The sequence below is a fragment of the Bradyrhizobium diversitatis genome, assembly GCF_016031635.1.
GTDB classification, from domain to species: Bacteria; Pseudomonadota; Alphaproteobacteria; order Rhizobiales; family Xanthobacteraceae; genus Bradyrhizobium; species Bradyrhizobium diversitatis.
In genome coordinates, this window is record NZ_JACEGD010000034.1 from 1 (window position 1) to 15,227 (window position 15,227).

13 protein-coding genes are annotated in these 15,227 nt (G+C 64.6%); 5 read left to right on the forward strand and 8 right to left on the reverse strand.

The window, feature by feature from the left end; genetic code table 11:
• Positions 1 to 289: transposase (locus H1B27_RS30440; RefSeq protein ID WP_197967352.1), on the forward strand; the 289-nt coding region annotated here is incomplete at its 5' end.
• Between the two features lie 62 nt (positions 290 to 351).
• On the opposite strand, the gene H1B27_RS30445 is transcribed toward H1B27_RS30440, so the two are convergent.
• The 7 genes from H1B27_RS30445 to H1B27_RS30475 all read right to left on the reverse strand — a co-directional run bounded on the left by H1B27_RS30445 (position 352) and on the right by H1B27_RS30475 (position 8,051).
• A complete protein-coding gene (locus H1B27_RS30445; protein WP_197968585.1) occupies positions 352 to 1,047 on the reverse strand; it encodes a branched-chain amino acid ABC transporter ATP-binding protein in 696 nt (231 codons plus the stop codon).
• The gene (locus tag H1B27_RS30450) at positions 1,040 to 1,774 is read right to left on the reverse strand and encodes an ABC transporter ATP-binding protein (RefSeq protein ID WP_028177470.1); all 735 of its coding nucleotides are present in this window, start codon (positions 1,772 to 1,774) and stop codon (positions 1,040 to 1,042) included. The genes H1B27_RS30445 and H1B27_RS30450 overlap by 8 nt, the downstream gene beginning before the upstream one ends.
• Positions 1,761 to 2,840, reverse strand: coding sequence for a branched-chain amino acid ABC transporter permease (locus tag H1B27_RS30455; RefSeq protein WP_197968586.1), 1,080 nt, complete (start codon positions 2,838 to 2,840; stop codon positions 1,761 to 1,763). The genes H1B27_RS30450 and H1B27_RS30455 overlap by 14 nt, the downstream gene beginning before the upstream one ends.
• Before the next feature lie 128 nt (positions 2,841 to 2,968).
• Positions 2,969 to 4,186: a substrate-binding protein gene (locus tag H1B27_RS30460; RefSeq protein WP_197968587.1), complete on the reverse strand. Its 1,218-nt coding sequence runs from the start codon at positions 4,184 to 4,186 to the stop codon at positions 2,969 to 2,971.
• A gap of 4 nt (positions 4,187 to 4,190) precedes the next feature.
• Positions 4,191 to 5,048 (reverse strand): branched-chain amino acid ABC transporter permease, encoded by an 858-nt coding sequence (locus H1B27_RS30465; protein ID WP_061882643.1) that lies wholly within the window; start codon positions 5,046 to 5,048, stop codon positions 4,191 to 4,193.
• A 138-nt stretch (positions 5,049 to 5,186) separates the two neighbouring features.
• Positions 5,187 to 6,701, reverse strand: coding sequence for an amidase (locus tag H1B27_RS30470; protein WP_197968588.1), 1,515 nt, complete (start codon positions 6,699 to 6,701; stop codon positions 5,187 to 5,189).
• Positions 6,702 to 6,866: 165 nt separating this feature from the next.
• Positions 6,867 to 8,051 (reverse strand): substrate-binding domain-containing protein, encoded by a 1,185-nt coding sequence (locus H1B27_RS30475; protein ID WP_197968589.1) that lies wholly within the window; start codon positions 8,049 to 8,051, stop codon positions 6,867 to 6,869.
• Positions 8,052 to 8,230: 179 nt separating this feature from the next.
• Here H1B27_RS30475 and H1B27_RS30480 point away from each other — a divergent pair, with 179 nt between their 5' ends.
• Complete coding sequence (locus H1B27_RS30480) at positions 8,231 to 8,674, forward strand: MarR family winged helix-turn-helix transcriptional regulator (protein WP_061882645.1); 444 nt, start codon at positions 8,231 to 8,233, stop codon at positions 8,672 to 8,674.
• A gap of 406 nt (positions 8,675 to 9,080) precedes the next feature.
• Here the strand turns inward: H1B27_RS30480 and secA are convergent, their stop codons facing one another.
• Positions 9,081 to 11,921, reverse strand: coding sequence for a preprotein translocase subunit SecA (secA, locus tag H1B27_RS30485; RefSeq protein WP_197968590.1), 2,841 nt, complete (start codon positions 11,919 to 11,921; stop codon positions 9,081 to 9,083).
• Positions 11,922 to 12,273: 352 nt separating this feature from the next.
• Between secA and H1B27_RS30490 the strand changes: the two genes are divergently transcribed.
• The 3 genes from H1B27_RS30490 (at position 12,274) to H1B27_RS30500 (ending at position 14,970) form a co-directional block, all read left to right on the forward strand.
• Positions 12,274 to 13,212, forward strand: coding sequence for a peptidylprolyl isomerase (locus H1B27_RS30490; protein ID WP_061882647.1), 939 nt, complete (start codon positions 12,274 to 12,276; stop codon positions 13,210 to 13,212).
• 101 nt (positions 13,213 to 13,313) lie between these two features.
• Positions 13,314 to 14,555: a bifunctional glutamate N-acetyltransferase/amino-acid acetyltransferase ArgJ gene (gene argJ / locus H1B27_RS30495; protein ID WP_197968591.1), complete on the forward strand. Its 1,242-nt coding sequence runs from the start codon at positions 13,314 to 13,316 to the stop codon at positions 14,553 to 14,555.
• A gap of 4 nt (positions 14,556 to 14,559) precedes the next feature.
• On the forward strand, positions 14,560 to 14,970 hold the full coding sequence (locus tag H1B27_RS30500; protein ID WP_061882649.1) for a (deoxy)nucleoside triphosphate pyrophosphohydrolase: 411 nt from the start codon (positions 14,560 to 14,562) through the stop codon (positions 14,968 to 14,970).
• The last annotated feature ends 257 nt before the right edge of the window (positions 14,971 to 15,227 follow it).

Below are 15,227 nucleotides of genomic sequence, written 5' to 3' on the forward strand. Positions count from 1 at the left end.
CCGCCGAATCTTCATCTCTGGCCAGAAGCGCGGCGTCTTCGGTGTCATCAAGCGCGAGCTGCGCCGCCGTTCCGCCATCGAACCCATCATCGGACACCTGAAGACCGATGGCCACCTCGGCCGCTGCTACCTCAAAGGCCGCGCCGGCGATGCGGCCAACGTCATCCTCTCAGCCGTCGGCCACAACTTCCGCCGCATCCTCGCCTGGATCAGAGAACTCTTGTGCCTGTTCCTGATCCAGCTCTGGCGCACGCGCGCCTGTCCGGCCCCGCTCAATTCGGCTTCTTAACGGACGACCAGTTAATCGCAGGTGACGGTGTCGCGCCTCATCCACAGGCGAGCAGCGTGATCCTACGGCGCCAGATACCGCACCAGCTCCGGATTGTCCCTGACCTCGCCCGCCTCGCCTTGCAGTGCGACCCTGCCACGGTCGAGGACGTAGGCGTAATCGGCGACGCGCAAAGCGAGGTCGAGGTGTTGCTCGACGATGATGACGGCGATCTCCTTCGCAAGCTCGATCAGGCGTTCGGTGATCTCCTCGATCACCCCGATCCAGACGCCCTCGGTCGGCTCGTCCAGCAGCAGCAGCTTCGGGTCGCCGAGCATGGCGCGGCCGATGGCGAGCATCTTGCGCTCGCCGCCGGAGAGGGTGCCGGCGGGCTGGTCGAGCCGCTGGCCGAGTTTTGGGAAGATGGTCAGCACGTGATCGACCGCGTCGGCCTTCTTGCTCGCGAGCGAGCCGACCGCGAGATTGTCGCGCACCGACAGGCGCGCGAACACCGAATGCTCCTGCGGCACGTAGCCGATGCCGGCGCGGACGCGCTCCTGGGTGGCGCGGCGGCTGATGTCGCGGCCGTCGAAGCCGATCTCGCCGTTCCACGCCGGCAGCTCGCCGACGATGATCTTCATCAGCGTGGTCTTGCCGGCGCCGTTGCGGCCGAGCACGGCGACGCCGCCGCGCCAGGGAATGCCGAGGCTGACGTCGAACAGGACCTGGCTGCGGCCGTAGCCGGCGTCGAGATGCTTGATGTCCAAAAATTCAGGCACGGCGCAGATAGATCTCCTGGACGGCCTTGTTGGCCTGGATCTCGGACACCGTGCCTGACGCCAGCACCTTGCCCTGGTCGAGCACGGTGAGGCGATCGCAGATGTCGCGGATGAAATCGAGGTCGTGCTCGACGATGACGAGCGAGCAATGCTGCTTGATCGGCTGCAGCAATTCGCCGGTGACGCGGCGCTCCTCCAGGCTCATGCCGCCGGTGGGCTCGTCGAGCAGCAACAGCTTCGGCTTGCCGGCGAGCGCCATCGCAATCTCCAGCCATTGCTGCTGGCCGTGCGACAGCGCGGCGGCGGCATCGAAAGCGCGGTCGGCGAGGCGGAACTGCGTCAGCATGGTCATGACCTGGTCGTGCAGGAGCCCGCGCGTGCGCGAGAACACGAGGTCGAGCAGCGAGCACTGCGCCTGCAGCGCGAGCAGGATGTTGTCGTAGAGCGTCAGCGTCGGCAGCACGCTGGTGATCTGGAATTTCAGGCTCATGCCGGCCCGCGCCCGCTCGGTCGGCGTGAACGCGGTGATGTCGGTGTTGACGAAGCTCACCTTGCCCTGGGTCGGCACCTCGGCGCCGGCGATGCACTTCATCAGCGTGCTCTTGCCGGAGCCGTTCGGGCCGATCAGGCCGTGGAACTCGTTCTCGCCGACGGTGAGCGCCGCGCCGTCGAGCGCGGTGAGCTTGCCGAAGACCTTCTTGATGCCGGCGGCCTCAAGGAGCGGCATTGCGCTTCTCCTTTGGTTTCGCACCGAAGCTGCCGACCCGCTCGCGCTCGCCGAGCACGAAGCTGATCAGGCCGAGCGGCCGGAACAGGATCACGAGCAGCAGCAAAAGACCCAGGATGATCGGCCAGACGTCACGATAATTGTCCGACAGCCAGAAACTGACGCCCTCGACGATGACGGTGCCGATGACGGCACCGATCAGCGTGCCGGAGCCGCCGAACAGCACGTAGAGCACGACCTGGGTCGAGACCACGACGCCGACCATGTTGGGCCAGACGAAGCCCTCGTGGAAGGCGTAGAGGCTGCCGGCCAGGCCCGCAATGGCGCCGCCAATGGTGAAGATGATGGCTTTCAGGTGCTGCGCCTTGTAGCCGAAGAAGGCGATGCGCTGCTCGTTCTCGCGCAGGCCGGCCAGCGCCAGGCCGAACTGCGAACGCACCAGGAAGCGGCAGAGCAGATAGACCACGACGAGGATGCCGAGCACGAGATAGTAGAAGGCCGGACCTTCCGTGAACTCGTAGCCGCCAAGCGACATCGGCGCGATCGAGGGAATGCCGTTCTGGCCGCCGAGATAGTACCAGCCGCGAGCCAGGCGATCGGCGGCATAGGAACCGGTGAGCGTGCCCAGCGACACGAAGATCACGCTGGAGGGATGCCGTCCCAGCAGCAGGAAGCCGCCGAGCAGGAGCGCGGAGGTAAGTCCGATGATGGTCCCCGCCGGCAGCACCAGGAGGATGTTGGTGATGTCGAGGTCGCGCGCGAGCAGCGCGACGCCGTAGCCGGCCGAGCCGAAGAACAAGGCCTGGCCGAAGCTCATGATGCCGGCATAGCCCCAGACCAGGTCGAACGACAGCGCGAACAGCGCCAGGATGATCACCCGCGTCGCGAACACCGTGAGGTAGTCCTGCAGCACCAGCGGCGCGAGCAGCGCTGCGACCAGCACGACGCCCTCCACGATCGGCAGGATTTTTCGCCCTGACGATGTGCTCTTGGCCACCGGAACGTCCGTTTCGCTGCCAACGTTGGCGTGGACAGCCTGTTTAGCCGCACCCATGGACTTCAGCATTTCGCATTCGACATCGTGGGATCAGTCCGCCTTGTCGTGTGTCACCTCTCCCCAACGGGGAGAGGTGAAGAGAGAGCCTCTCGGCTGGTGCAGATGCAAGCCAAACTGACGATGACCCGCATTTGCCGTCAGCATTCCTTGGGATCGACGAGGCCGTTGCTGCGGGCGACGATCTCGTAGTTCCCGCCCTTGGCGACCGCGGTGTACATCTTCATCTTGCAGTGCCGCTTGCCGGGCACCATCTCGGCGGGCCCGCCCGGACCTTCGGCGATCTTGGCGTGGTCGAGCGCGGCGGCGACCGATTCGCGATCGATCTTGCCGGCTTCCTTGACCGCAGCTTCCCACAGCTTGAGGCCGCGATAGGTGCCGGTGGCGGCACTGCCGGCGGCGAACAGGAAGTTGCCGGGGAAATCCTTCTCGTAGGCGGCCTGGATCTTGGCGTCGAACGGGTTTTCCTTGGTCAGCACCTTGAAATAGTCGAGGCAGCTGGCGAGGCCCTCGATCTCCGCGGCCTGGTTGATGTTGAGCGTGTTCTCGTCATAGTAGACGCAGGCGAGCCGCCCGCCGCTCTTGAGGAAGCCCGCTTCATAGAGCTGCTTGAAGAACGGACCGACGCCCGGCGGGATGACGGTGTTGAAGACGACGTCGACCTTGTTGGAGATGATGCGGTTAACGGTCGAGGAGAAGTCGACCTGGTCGAGCGGGTAGTATTCCTCGAACACGACCTCGCCGCCGTTCGATTCGATCACCTTGCGGGCGTAGACGTTGAGCGTGTGCGGCCAGACATAGTTGGCGCTGGGCAGCGCGAACTTCTTGCCGCCGTTCTTGATCAGCCAGGGGATGAACTCGTCGCACTGCTGCGCCGGCGTCGGGCCGGTGCAGAACAGGTAGGGCGTGCACTCCTTGCCTTCGTAGAGCTGCGGATAGATGTAGAGCGTCTTGCCGCGGGCGACGATCGGATCCTTGATCGCGTTGCGCATCGACGAGGTGATGCCGCCGAGCACCATGTCGACCTTGTCGCGCTGGATCAGCTTTCGCACGTTGCCGACGGCGACGGATTCGTTGGACGCGGTGTCCTCGATGTAGAGCTCGAGCGGACGGCCGAGCAGGCCGCCGGCCGCGTTGATCTCCTTGATCACCATTTTCGCGACGTTGGCGTCGGCGTTGCCGGCATAGGCGATGGGGCCGGTGAGGTCGGTGGCGATGCCGACCTTGATCGGGCCCTCGGCCGCATTGGCCCAGGGCGCCGCGATCACCCAGCTGCCGACACCGGTTGCGACCGCGCCGGACGCAAAGGCGAAATTGGAGAGGAAACGACGTCGCGTGAGCCGAGTACGATCGAGCATGTGATTAAACCCCTTTTCCAGCGATGAGGCCCTGCGGGCGGAATTTGATGAAGACAATGGCGAGCACGAAGACGAGGACATCGGCGACGACGGGCGCCATCACCCAGGGCAGGGCGGCGCTGAGGGTGCCGATGACGCCGGCGCCGGCGACCGGACCGATGAAGGAGCCGACGCCGCCGACCATGACCGCGACAAAGCCCTGGATCAGGAAGCGCAGCCCGAGATCGGCGTAGAGGCTGAACACCGGCACGATCAGCGCGCCGGCAAGCCCGGCGAGCGCGGAGCCGAACGCGAAGGTGGCGCCGTACATCAAGGGCGTGGAAATGCCGGAGGCGCGCGCCAGCGAGGGGTTCTCCAGCGTGGCGCGCATGCGCAAACCGAAGCTGGTGCGCGAGAGCAGCAGGTAGCAGCCGGCCATCACCAGCAGCGTGATGACGATGATGGTGAACCGCCAGGCCGAGATGTGGACGGAGCCGATGTCGATCGAACCGCCGATCGGCTCCGGCACGGTGAGATAGAAGCCGCCGATCAGCCCGCGCACGGATTCGCGGATGATCAGGCCGAGCGCATAGGTGCCGAGCATGGCGACGATCGGAGCGGCGTAGAAGCGGCGGATGATCAGCGCTTCCAGCACGAAGCCGAGCGCGCCGACGACGAAGGGCGCCGCGACCATGCCGGCCCAGATCGGCAGGCCCCTGGCATAGGCGAGATAAGTGATGTAGGCGCCGAGCAGGACGAACTCGCCTTGCGCGAAGTTGAAGATGCCCATCATGCTGGCGATGATCCCGAGCCCCAGCACGATCAGAACGATGATCGCCCCGAAGCTCAGGATCTCGAACGTCGCGACGAACGCATTAGCCATGCGCCGGAGCCTTTCCCGTTCCGATGAAATCGGAACGGGCCTCTAGAATCCAGATTTGACGCATTTTCCTGACGCGAACCGGGGTCCAGTTCGCGCGAAAACGCCCTGGCGTTCCGCCCACCCGCATCAACACCTCGTTCACATCTTCTTCCAGTCGCCGATCTGCTCGAAGGCATGGGCGGCGCGGTAGATGGTCGTCTCCTCGAACATGCGGCCGACCAGCATCAGGCCGGCCGGCAGGCCATCGACCATGCCGCAAGGCAGCGACATCGCGGGATGATGCGTGATGTCGAACGGCGCAGTGTTGGAGATCATCTCGAGCGCGCGGGCGACGTACTCCTCGCGGCTGGCATTGGGCTCCGGCAGCTTGGTCGCCTTCATCGGCGTGGTCGGCATCAGCAGGAGATCGTAATCCCCAAACGCCTTGTCGTAGGCCGCGGTCAGGCGGCGCGAGATGTTGAGTGCCTTGCCGTAGAAGCGTGGACCGAAATTGTTGTTGATGTAGGTGCCGAGCATCATGAACAGCTTCGTGGTCTCCGACAGCGAATCGGCCTGCCGGCGCCAGCCGCGATGGAAATCCATCAGCGAAGTCGAATAGAGGTCGCCGCGGCTGAGGCCGTAGCCGTCGCCGAACATCATGGTCTGGGTCAGGCCTTCGGTGCCGATCGGGGTCCAGATCGCGCCGCCCAGGAGGTGCATCGGGATCGACACCGTCTCGACGCTGGCCCCGAGATCCTTGAAGCGCTTTGCCGCCTCGCGCACGCTTTCATTCACCGCAGCCTCGGCGCCCGGCTGATCGAATCCTTCCTTGACGATGCCGATCTTCATGCCCTTGACGCCCTGGCCGAGCGCCTTGGTGTATTCCTCGACCTTCGGAGCCTTGATGCGAGGATCGTAGCCGTCGTCGCCGGCGAGCACTTCGAGCAGCAGCGCATTGTCGGCGACCGTCGCGGTCATCGGGCCGGTATGGTCGACATAGATCTCGATCGGCATGATCCCGGTATAGGGCACGAGGCCCCAGGTGGGCTTCATGCCGTAGATGCCGCAGAACGAGGACGGCATGCGGATCGAGCCCCCCTGATCGCCCCCGATCGCCATATCGACCTCGCCGAGCGCGACCACGACGCCCGAGCCCGACGACGAGCCGCCGGCCGAGTAGCCCATCTTGTGCGGATTGTGCACCGGTCCGTAGGAGCCGGTGTGGCTGCCGCCGGACAGGCAGAAGTGCTCGCAATGCACCTTGCCCTTGATCTCCGCGCCGGCGTCCAGCATGCGCGTGACGATGGTGGCGTCGAAATCGGGCACATAGCCTTCCAGCGTCGACGACCCGTTGGTCATGGGAACGCCGGCCAGCATGATGTTGTCCTTCAGCGCAATGGTCTTGCCCTTCAGCTTGCCGCTGGCGGCACCTTTCACGGTCGACTTGCGATACCAGGCGTTGCGCGGGTTCTCCTCGGCCGAGGGCCGGTAGCCGGGCGTCCGCGGGTACTTCACCTCCGGCACCTCGTCCGGCATCGCGGCAACGAGATTGTAGGCCTCGATCGAGCCCTGCATCAGGCCGCGGAACGAGGCGACGTCGTCGTCGGTCAGCGAAAGGCCGCACTGCTCGGCGACGCTGCGAAGTTGGTCGGGCGTGGGAAGGACAACTGTCACGGCGCTCTCCTTGAAGGCTTCTTGTTTCCTGGCGTTGAACGGAAGCCTTCCGCCCGCGCCTGCACGGCGCGGGCCAATCTGGCTTCGCGGCGATATTACAGACGGAAATATTTTCCTTTTCAAGTATTATTTCACGCGACGGCTGCGACGTATCGGCGGCCGCATTCAGAACGTCTTGATGATCCTGAAGTCGAGACCGTCGGCTTCAGCGAAGTACATCGGCATCTCGGCGCGGCCGTCGCGAAGAGTCACGGGACCGCGGCCGGCCGAGTAGACGGTGTTGCGCGCGGCCTTCAGCAGCGGACGAAACGCCAGCGAGCCGGCGCGGTTGGCCACGGACTCCAGGAAGCGCAACCCTTCATAATTCGACTGGCCGACGGAACCGACCGGCGGCGCATTGGCGCCGAACATGGCTTCGTATTTGCTGAGGAACTCGTCGTTGGCGCGTGACGCCATGCAGTTGAAATAGCCGGAGGCGCAGAACAGATTCTCGGTATTGTCGGCGCCGATGCCGAGCAGCACGGTCTCGTCCATCGCGCCCCCGAGCCGCAACGTCGAGGTGGCAAGGCCCGCTTCGGCGAAGGCGCGGTTGAAGGTGATGCTGTCGGTGCCGATCAGGGAGATCAGCACCACGTCCGGCCTGGCGGCGCGGATGCGCGCCAGATGCGGCTCGTGATTGTCCTCGCCGACCGGAACGAACTCCTCGCCGACAACCTGGCCGCCCGCTTCCTTGATGTAGCGCTTCACCGCGCGATGCGATTGCCAGGGCCAGACGTAGTCGCTGCCGATCAGGTACCAGCGCGCCGCCTTCTTGACCTCCGCGAGCCAATGGATCGAGGGCCGGCTCTGCCAGCGCGGCGTCTCGCCGATCGCCATGACCCCCGGCGTGCGCTCGCCGCCTTCATAGACCGGGGTGTAGATATAGGGGATGCGGTCGCCGGTGACCTTGCGCAGCGCGACGCGGACGGCACTGATATGCGAGCCCATGATCAGATCGACCTCGTCGAAGGCGATCGCCTGCTCGGCGCGACGAACCACCTCGTCGATCGGGCCGCCGGAATCGTAGATCGACAGCTCCAGCTCGCGGCCCAGAATGCCGCCGCGCTTGTTGATCTCGGCGACCGCCAGCATCGCGCTGTTGGTGGAACTCGGGCCCCAGATCCCCGGCGAGCCGGTGAAGGTGAGGAAGTTGCCGATGCGCAGCTTGTTGCGGGCGCCGCGCCGCTTCATGAAATGTGCATCGACCGGGGACAGGTCGAAATCCGCCACCGATGACGACAAATTCCTGAACAGCAGGGACGGCGGCAACGCCGGTCCGCCGTGAGCCGGGAAGTTCACCGTCGCGCGCACGCCAACTCCTGTCTGGGACCAGACCTGAAAGCACATTGATCAGGCGGCCGCGGCTTCCGCCCTTTTGTTGGGCAATGATCCTATTTTGAAAATATTGAATGTTCAAGAATTGAAGTGCATATAGATGCAGCATTGATTGCAAGACATTCACTCATCTGGGTCAAGACGAAGTCTTAGCCGTGGCAAAACCGCCGAAAGAAAACTCCCCGATCACCGAACACCTCGCCTACCTGCTCGCGCAAGCCAACCGGGAAATCAACCGGCAGCTCGAACTGCGGTTGAGCAAGGAAGGCGTTCCCGTCGAGCAATGGCGCATCCTGAAAGTGCTGTCGGATGGCAACGGCCACTCGATGGGCGAGCTTGCGGATGCGGTGCTGCTCAACCATCCGACATTGACCAAGATGATCGACCGCATGGTCTCCGACACGCTGGTCTATCGCGTGCAGGACCCGAACGACCGCCGCAAGGTCCTGATGTTCATCTCCGACCGCGGCAAGGTGCTGTGCAGGAAGCTCAACTCGCTCGCGGTGGACCAGGAGGAGCACATCCTGGAGAGCTACGGCGGCAAGTCGACGAGCGAGCTCAAGCGGCTGCTGGAGAGCCTGATCGACAGCTCGAATTGATCTGCGCGTGAATTGAAACGTTAGCTTGGCGAGTTCTCAACGCTTGTCGTCCCGGACAAGCGCAGCGAAGCGGAGCGCAGATCCGGGATCCATAGCCACAGGCCGGTCGTTTCAAAGATTGGACCAGCAGTTGCGCTTTCTCGCGCGGTACGACCACCGCGCGCCACCGATGGATTCCGCGGTATGGGTCCCTGCGTTCCGCAGGGACGACGGCGTGGTGAGAGCTGAGCGCCACATGCTCAACCGTCATCGCCCGATTTAATCGGCCGATCCAGTATTCCAGAGACGGATGTGATTGAGCCGAGGAGCCGCGGCGTACTGGGTCGCCCGGTCGAGCCGGGCGACGACAGCGGAGGATGAGGCGCGAATATCGCGCCTTACGCGCGCACGGCCGCGAAGTTAGCCGCTAAGCATACCTGCCGTGGCAGTGCTTGTACTTCTTGCCTGAGCCGCACGGGCAGTCCTCGTTGCGGCCGATCTTGCCCCAGCTGGCTGGGTTCTTCGGATCGCGCAGCGACGCATCCGTGGCCGGGGCACCGAGGGTGACGCTGGCAAGCGCCATTTCGTCTTCGCCGGTATTCGGGTCGAACTTGTGCGCCTCCATCGGCGGCAGGACAGGAGCTTCCTGCTCCGGCGGGACGATCTCGACCCGCATCAGCTGCGCCGTGACCGCCTCGCGCAAGTGAGCGCTCATCTCCTGGAAGAGATTGAAGGCTTCGGTCTTGTACTCCTGCAACGGATCGCGCTGGCCGTAGCCGCGCAGGCCAATGACCTGGCGCAGGTGATCGAGCATGATCAGGTGCTCGCGCCAGAGATGGTCGAGGGTCTGGAGCAGGATGGTCTTCTCGACGTAACGCATCACGTCGGGACCCCATTGCCCGACCTTGGCCGCCATGTGCTCGTCGGCCTTGGTCTCGATGCGGTTCAGCAGCTCCTCGTCGGCGATGCCTTCTTCCTTCGCCCATTCGTCGACCGGCAGGTCGAGATCGAGCACGCGCTTCAGTTCCTCCTTCAGACCCGCGACGTCCCACTGCTCGGCATAGGCATGCTCGGGCACGTGCTTGGCGACGAGGTCGTCGATGAAGGCGTGACGCATGTCGGTGACGGTCTCGGCGACGCTCTCGTCCTTCATCAGCTCGACGCGCTGATCGAAGATCACCTTGCGCTGGTCGTTCTGGACGTTGTCGAACTTGAGGAGGTTCTTGCGGATGTCGAAGTTGCGCGCCTCGACCTTCTGCTGCGCCTTCTCCAGGGCCTTGTTGATCCAGGGATGGATGATGGCCTCGCCCTCTTGCAGGCCGAGACGCTGGAGCATGCTGTCGAGACGGTCCGAGCCGAAGATCCGCATCAAGTCGTCTTCGAGCGACAGGAAGAATTTCGAGCGGCCGGGGTCGCCCTGACGGCCGGAACGGCCGCGCAGCTGGTTGTCGATGCGGCGGGATTCGTGGCGCTCGGAGCCGATGATGTAGAGGCCGCCGGGCTTCTTCACGGTCTTGGCAGGCTTGGATCCCTTCGCCGGCTCGATCTCGACGGTCTCCTCGGCCTTGAGCACGATTTCGCGGAAGCGCTCGATGTCGGCCTTGATCTGCTCGATCTTCTTCGTCTTCTCGGCCTCGTCGGTGATAGCAGCGGTCTCCTGCTGGATGCGCATCTCCAGCGAGCCGCCGAGCTTGATGTCGGTGCCGCGGCCGGCCATGTTGGTGGCGATCGTGATCGCGCCGGGCACGCCGGCTTCCGCGACGATATAGGCCTCTTGCTCGTGGAAGCGCGCGTTCAGCACCGCGAACAGCTTCGCCTGCTTGCCGGCGCGGGCCGCGGCGTAGAGCTTGTCGAGCGCGCCCTCCTTGCCGAAATCGATCTGCTTGTAGCCGTTCTTCTTCAGGAACTCGGCAAGCACCTCCGATTTCTCGATCGACGCCGTGCCGACCAACACGGGCTGGAGCCGCGAATTGGCGCGCTCGATCTCGGCGAGAATGGCTGCGTATTTCTCCTGCTGGGTACGATAGACCTCGTCGTCCTCGTCGAGGCGCGCAACCGCCAGATTGGTCGGGATCTCCACGACCTCGAGCTTGTAGATGTCGAACAATTCGTCCGCTTCGGTCGCGGCCGTGCCGGTCATGCCCGCCAGCTTCTCGTACATGCGGAAGTAGTTCTGGAAGGTGATCGAGGCCAGCGTCTGGTTCTCGGGCTGGACCTGGACGTGCTCCTTGGCCTCCAGCGCCTGGTGCAGGCCTTCCGAATAGCGGCGGCCCGGCATCATGCGCCCGGTGAACTCGTCGATGATGACGACCTCGTTGTCGCGGACGATGTAGTCCTTGTCGCGCGTGAACAGCGTGTGGGCGCGCAGGGCCTGGTTGATGTGGTGCACGACGGAGACGTTCTCGACGTCGTAGAGCGACTCGCCCTTGAGCTGGCCGGCGTCGCGCAGCAGGGTCTCGATCTTCTCCATGCCGGCTTCGGTCAGCGTCACCGTGCGCTGCTTCTCGTCGACCTCGTAATCGGTCTTGTCGAGCCTGGGCAGGAAGCCGTCGATGGTGTTGTAGAAATCCGAGCGGTCGTCGAGTGGACCGGAGATGATCAACGGCGTGCGCGCCTCGTCGATCAGGATGGAGTCGACCTCGTCGACGATGGCGAAGAAGTGCGGGCGCTGGACCATGTCCTCGAGCCGGTACTTCATGTTGTCGCGCAGATAGTCGAAGCCGTATTCGTTGTTGGTGCCGTAGGTGATGTCGCAGGCATAGGCCGCCTTGCGCTCGGCATCGTCGAGGCCGTGCACGATCACGCCGGTGGTCATGCCGAGGAAGCCGTAGATCTGGCCCATCCAGCCGGAGTCGCGGCGGGCGAGGTAGTCGTTGACGGTGACGACATGGACGCCCTTGCCGGCGAGCGCATTGAGGTAGACCGCGAGCGTCGCGACCAGCGTCTTGCCTTCGCCGGTCTTCATCTCGGCGATGTCGCCCTCGTGCAGCACCATGCCGCCGATCAGCTGGACGTCGAAATGACGCTGGCCGAGCGTGCGCTTGGCAGCCTCGCGCACGGTGGCGAAGGCCGGTACCAGGAGATCGTCGAGCGTCTTGCCTTCGGCGAGCTGCTTCTTGAAGTCGGCGGTGCGCGCTTTCAGCGCCTCGTCCGAGAGTTTCGAGACCTCGGGCTCCAGCGCGTTGATCGCGTTGACGCGGGACTGATATCCCTTCACCCGCCGGTCGTTGGCGGAGCCGAAAAACTTGCGGGCGAGCGCGCCGATCATGCCTAGTTCCTGTGTTCGCGATTCAACCGCGTTGCAGCCAAGAAGTTGTCACCCGCCCGCCTATCAACTCACCGTGACGCCTCGCGGCATCAGAGCCCGGACTGCGGGTTCATCCGCCATATGGGTGGGAATTGGGCAAGTCTGGGTTCAACGGCCAAAAACGCAGCAAAATAAACGCCATCGCCATGGTCGCGACCGGGCAGAGATATGGCCCGGTCAGGGCCTTGTCAACGGCGGGCGCATTGCGGCTAATTCATCATTTTGACAGACTTTTCGCGTTGCCAAGCCCCCCTGAATTGGGCGAGTGTCCGCCCCGCTCGAGCAGCCCCCTGCTTCAACATAAGGATTTTCCATGACCACCTCGTTCCCGGTAACCACCGGCCAGCGCTTCCGGCATGCGTCGGCCCTGGCTGGCAGCCTCGGCTTGACAGCCTGCTTGGCGCTGTCCCTGGCGTTCGCGGGCCCGCTCCGGGCCGCCGACGATCCGGTGCTGGCGAAGGTCAATGGCGCGGAAATCAAGAAGAGCGACGTCGCCATGGCCGAGGAGGAACTCGGGCCGAGCCTCGCCCAGATGGACCCGGCGACCAAGGACGAGAACGTCCTGTCCTTTCTCATCGACATGAAGATCGTCAGCAAGGCTGCCGAAGACAAGAAGATCGCCGACAGCGAGGAGTTCAAGAAGCGCCTGGCATTCGCCCGCAACCGGCTCCTGATGGACAGCCTGCTCGCCAATGAAGGCAAGGCCGCCACCACGCCGGACGCCATGAAGAAGGTCTACGAGGAAGCCGCCAAGCAGATCACCGGCGAGCAGGAGGTGCGCGCCCGCCACATCCTGGTCGAGACCGAGGACGAGGCCAAGGCGGTCAAGGCCGAGCTCGACAAGGGCGCCGATTTCGCCGAGCTCGCCAAGAAGAAGTCCAAGGACCCGGGCTCCGCCGATGGCGGCGACCTCGGCTTCTTCACCAAGGAGCAGATGGTGCCGGAGTTCTCGGCCGTGGCGTTCTCGCTTGAGCCCGGCAAGATCTCCGACCCCGTGAAGTCGCAGTTCGGCTGGCACATCATCAAGGTCGAGGAAAAGCGCAACCGCAAGGCGCCCGATTTCGAGCAGGTCAAGGCCCAGATCGAGCAGTACGTGACCCGCAAGGCTCAGGCCGAGTATGTCGCCAAACTGCGCACCGAAGCCAAGGTCGAGCGGCTGGACCAGCCGGCGGCGGATGCGTCCAAGGACGCCAAGCCGGCGGATCCTGCCAAGCCGTCCGACAGCAAGATGGCGCCGCCAGCGAAGAAGTAAGAATTCGCTGTCACTTCGCTGACGCCGAGAGTATCTAAGCATCGCAATGGCCGGGCATCCCCCGGCCATCTGCATGTCCAGACCCACCAAGGCGCCCCACGATGTCCTCTGCCGTCTCTCCCCTCGCCCCCAAAGCCGTTCCCGACATGCCCGTGATCGCGGGCATCCGTCTTGCGACGGCCGAAGCCGGCATCCGCTACAAGAACCGCACCGACGTGCTGCTGGCGGTGATGGACAAGGGCACCGCCGTCGCCGGCGTCTTCACCAAGTCGAAGTGCCCCTCCGCCCCGGTGGAATGGTGCCGCGCCAAGCTGAAGGGCGGCAAGGCCCGCGCGCTCGTGGTCAATTCCGGCAATGCCAATGCCTTCACCGGCAAGACCGGCCGCGCCTCCACCGCGCTGACCGCGAAGATCGCCGCCAAGGCGGTCGGGTGCAGCGAGGGCGAGATCTTCCTGGCCTCGACCGGCGTGATCGGCGAGCCGCTGGATGCGACCAAATTCGACGGCGTGCTCGGCCGCCTCGCCGAGACCGCCGAGCCCCGCGACTATCTCGCCGCGGCCAAGGCGATCATGACCACCGACACATTCCCGAAAGTCGCGACCGCGACGGTCAAGCTCGGCAAGGCCAGGGTCACCATCAACGGCATGGCCAAGGGCGCCGGCATGATCGCCCCCGACATGGCAACGATGCTGTCGTTCATCTTCACCGACGCCCCGATCGCGCCGGCCGCGCTGCAGGCGCTGCTCAAGAGCGGCGTGGAGGACACTTTCAATGCGGTGACGATCGATGGCGACACGTCGACGTCGGACACGCTGCTGGCCTTTGCGACCGGCGCCGCCGCCGGGCAGGGCGCACCGAAGATCAGCCGCGCCAGCGATCCGCGCCTGAAGGCCTTCGTCAAAGCCTTCAACCAGGTGCTTGCCAACCTCGCCGAGCAGGTGGCACGCGACGGCGAAGGCGCGCGCAAGCTGGTCGAGATCACGGTCGAGGGCGCCAAGACCAAGGCCTCGGCGCGCAAGATCGCGATGTCGATCGCCAACTCGCCGCTGGTGAAGACCGCGATCGCGGGCGAAGACGCCAATTGGGGGCGCGTGGTGATGGCGGTCGGCAAGGCCGGCGAGCCGGCCGATCGCGACAAGCTCTCGATCTCGTTCAACGGCATCCGCGTCGCCAAGAGCGGCGCGCGCGATCCTGACTATGACGAAGCGCAGGTGTCGGAAGCGATGAAGGCGCCGGAGATCGCGATCAAGGTCTCGCTCGGCCTCGGCAAGGGTCGCGACCGCGTGCTGACCTGCGACCTCACCAAGGAATACGTCGCGATCAACGGGGATTACAGGTCCTGATCGGATGGCCGAACTGAAGCTCACCCTCGTCGTGGCCTGCGCGCTGGTCGATGCCGACAAGCGCATCCTGATCGCGCAACGTCCCGAGGGCAAGCAGCTGGCCGGCCTTTGGGAATTTCCCGGCGGCAAGCTCGAGCCGGGCGAGCGGCCGGAGCAAAGCCTGATCCGCGAGCTCCATGAGGAGCTCGGCATCACCGTCGCCGAGCCATGCCTCGCGCCGCTGACCTTCGCCAGCTACGGCTACGAGACCTTTCACCTCCTGATGCCGCTCTACATCTGCCGGCGCTGGGAAGGGATGGTGACGGCGCGCGAAGGGCAGAACCTCGCCTGGGTCCGCGCCAACAAGCTGCGCGACTATCCGATGCCGCCGGCGGACATTCCGCTGATCCCGCATCTGATCGATCTGCTGATGTGAGGTCGCAGTCGCCACTGCCTCAATCTCTTCGCCGTCCCGGACAAGCGCGCCCAAAGCGCGCGCAGATCCGGGATCCATAACCACGGAGCCATGTCGTAGAGGAAGTAGTCACTCCGAATCCTCGCCAAACGACTTCCTGTGGTTATGGGTCCCGGATCGGCGCTGCGCTCTGGACAACGCTGCGCGTTGCCAGGCTACGCTTGTCCGGGACGACATCCAATTCTTGGACGACGATCTCGGCCACGACGGAGAGAACG

What these genes read in the sequence shown, in the direction of transcription:
- H1B27_RS30450 (WP_028177470.1), bottom strand. Translation starts at nt 1,774, where the DNA reads ATGCCGCTCCTTGAGGCCGCCGGCATCAAGAAGGTCTTCGGCAAGCTC.
- H1B27_RS30455 (WP_197968586.1), bottom strand. Translation starts at nt 2,840, where the DNA reads ATGCTGAAGTCCATGGGTGCGGCTAAACAGGCTGTCCACGCCAACGTT.
- H1B27_RS30460 (WP_197968587.1), bottom strand. Translation starts at nt 4,186, where the DNA reads ATGCTCGATCGTACTCGGCTCACGCGACGTCGTTTCCTCTCCAATTTC.
- H1B27_RS30465 (WP_061882643.1), bottom strand. Translation starts at nt 5,048, where the DNA reads ATGGCTAATGCGTTCGTCGCGACGTTCGAGATCCTGAGCTTCGGGGCG.
- secA (WP_197968590.1), bottom strand. Translation starts at nt 11,921, where the DNA reads ATGATCGGCGCGCTCGCCCGCAAGTTTTTCGGCTCCGCCAACGACCGG.
- H1B27_RS30490 (WP_061882647.1), top strand. Translation starts at nt 12,274, where the DNA reads ATGACCACCTCGTTCCCGGTAACCACCGGCCAGCGCTTCCGGCATGCG.
- argJ (WP_197968591.1), top strand. Translation starts at nt 13,314, where the DNA reads ATGTCCTCTGCCGTCTCTCCCCTCGCCCCCAAAGCCGTTCCCGACATG.
- H1B27_RS30500 (WP_061882649.1), top strand. Translation starts at nt 14,560, where the DNA reads ATGGCCGAACTGAAGCTCACCCTCGTCGTGGCCTGCGCGCTGGTCGAT.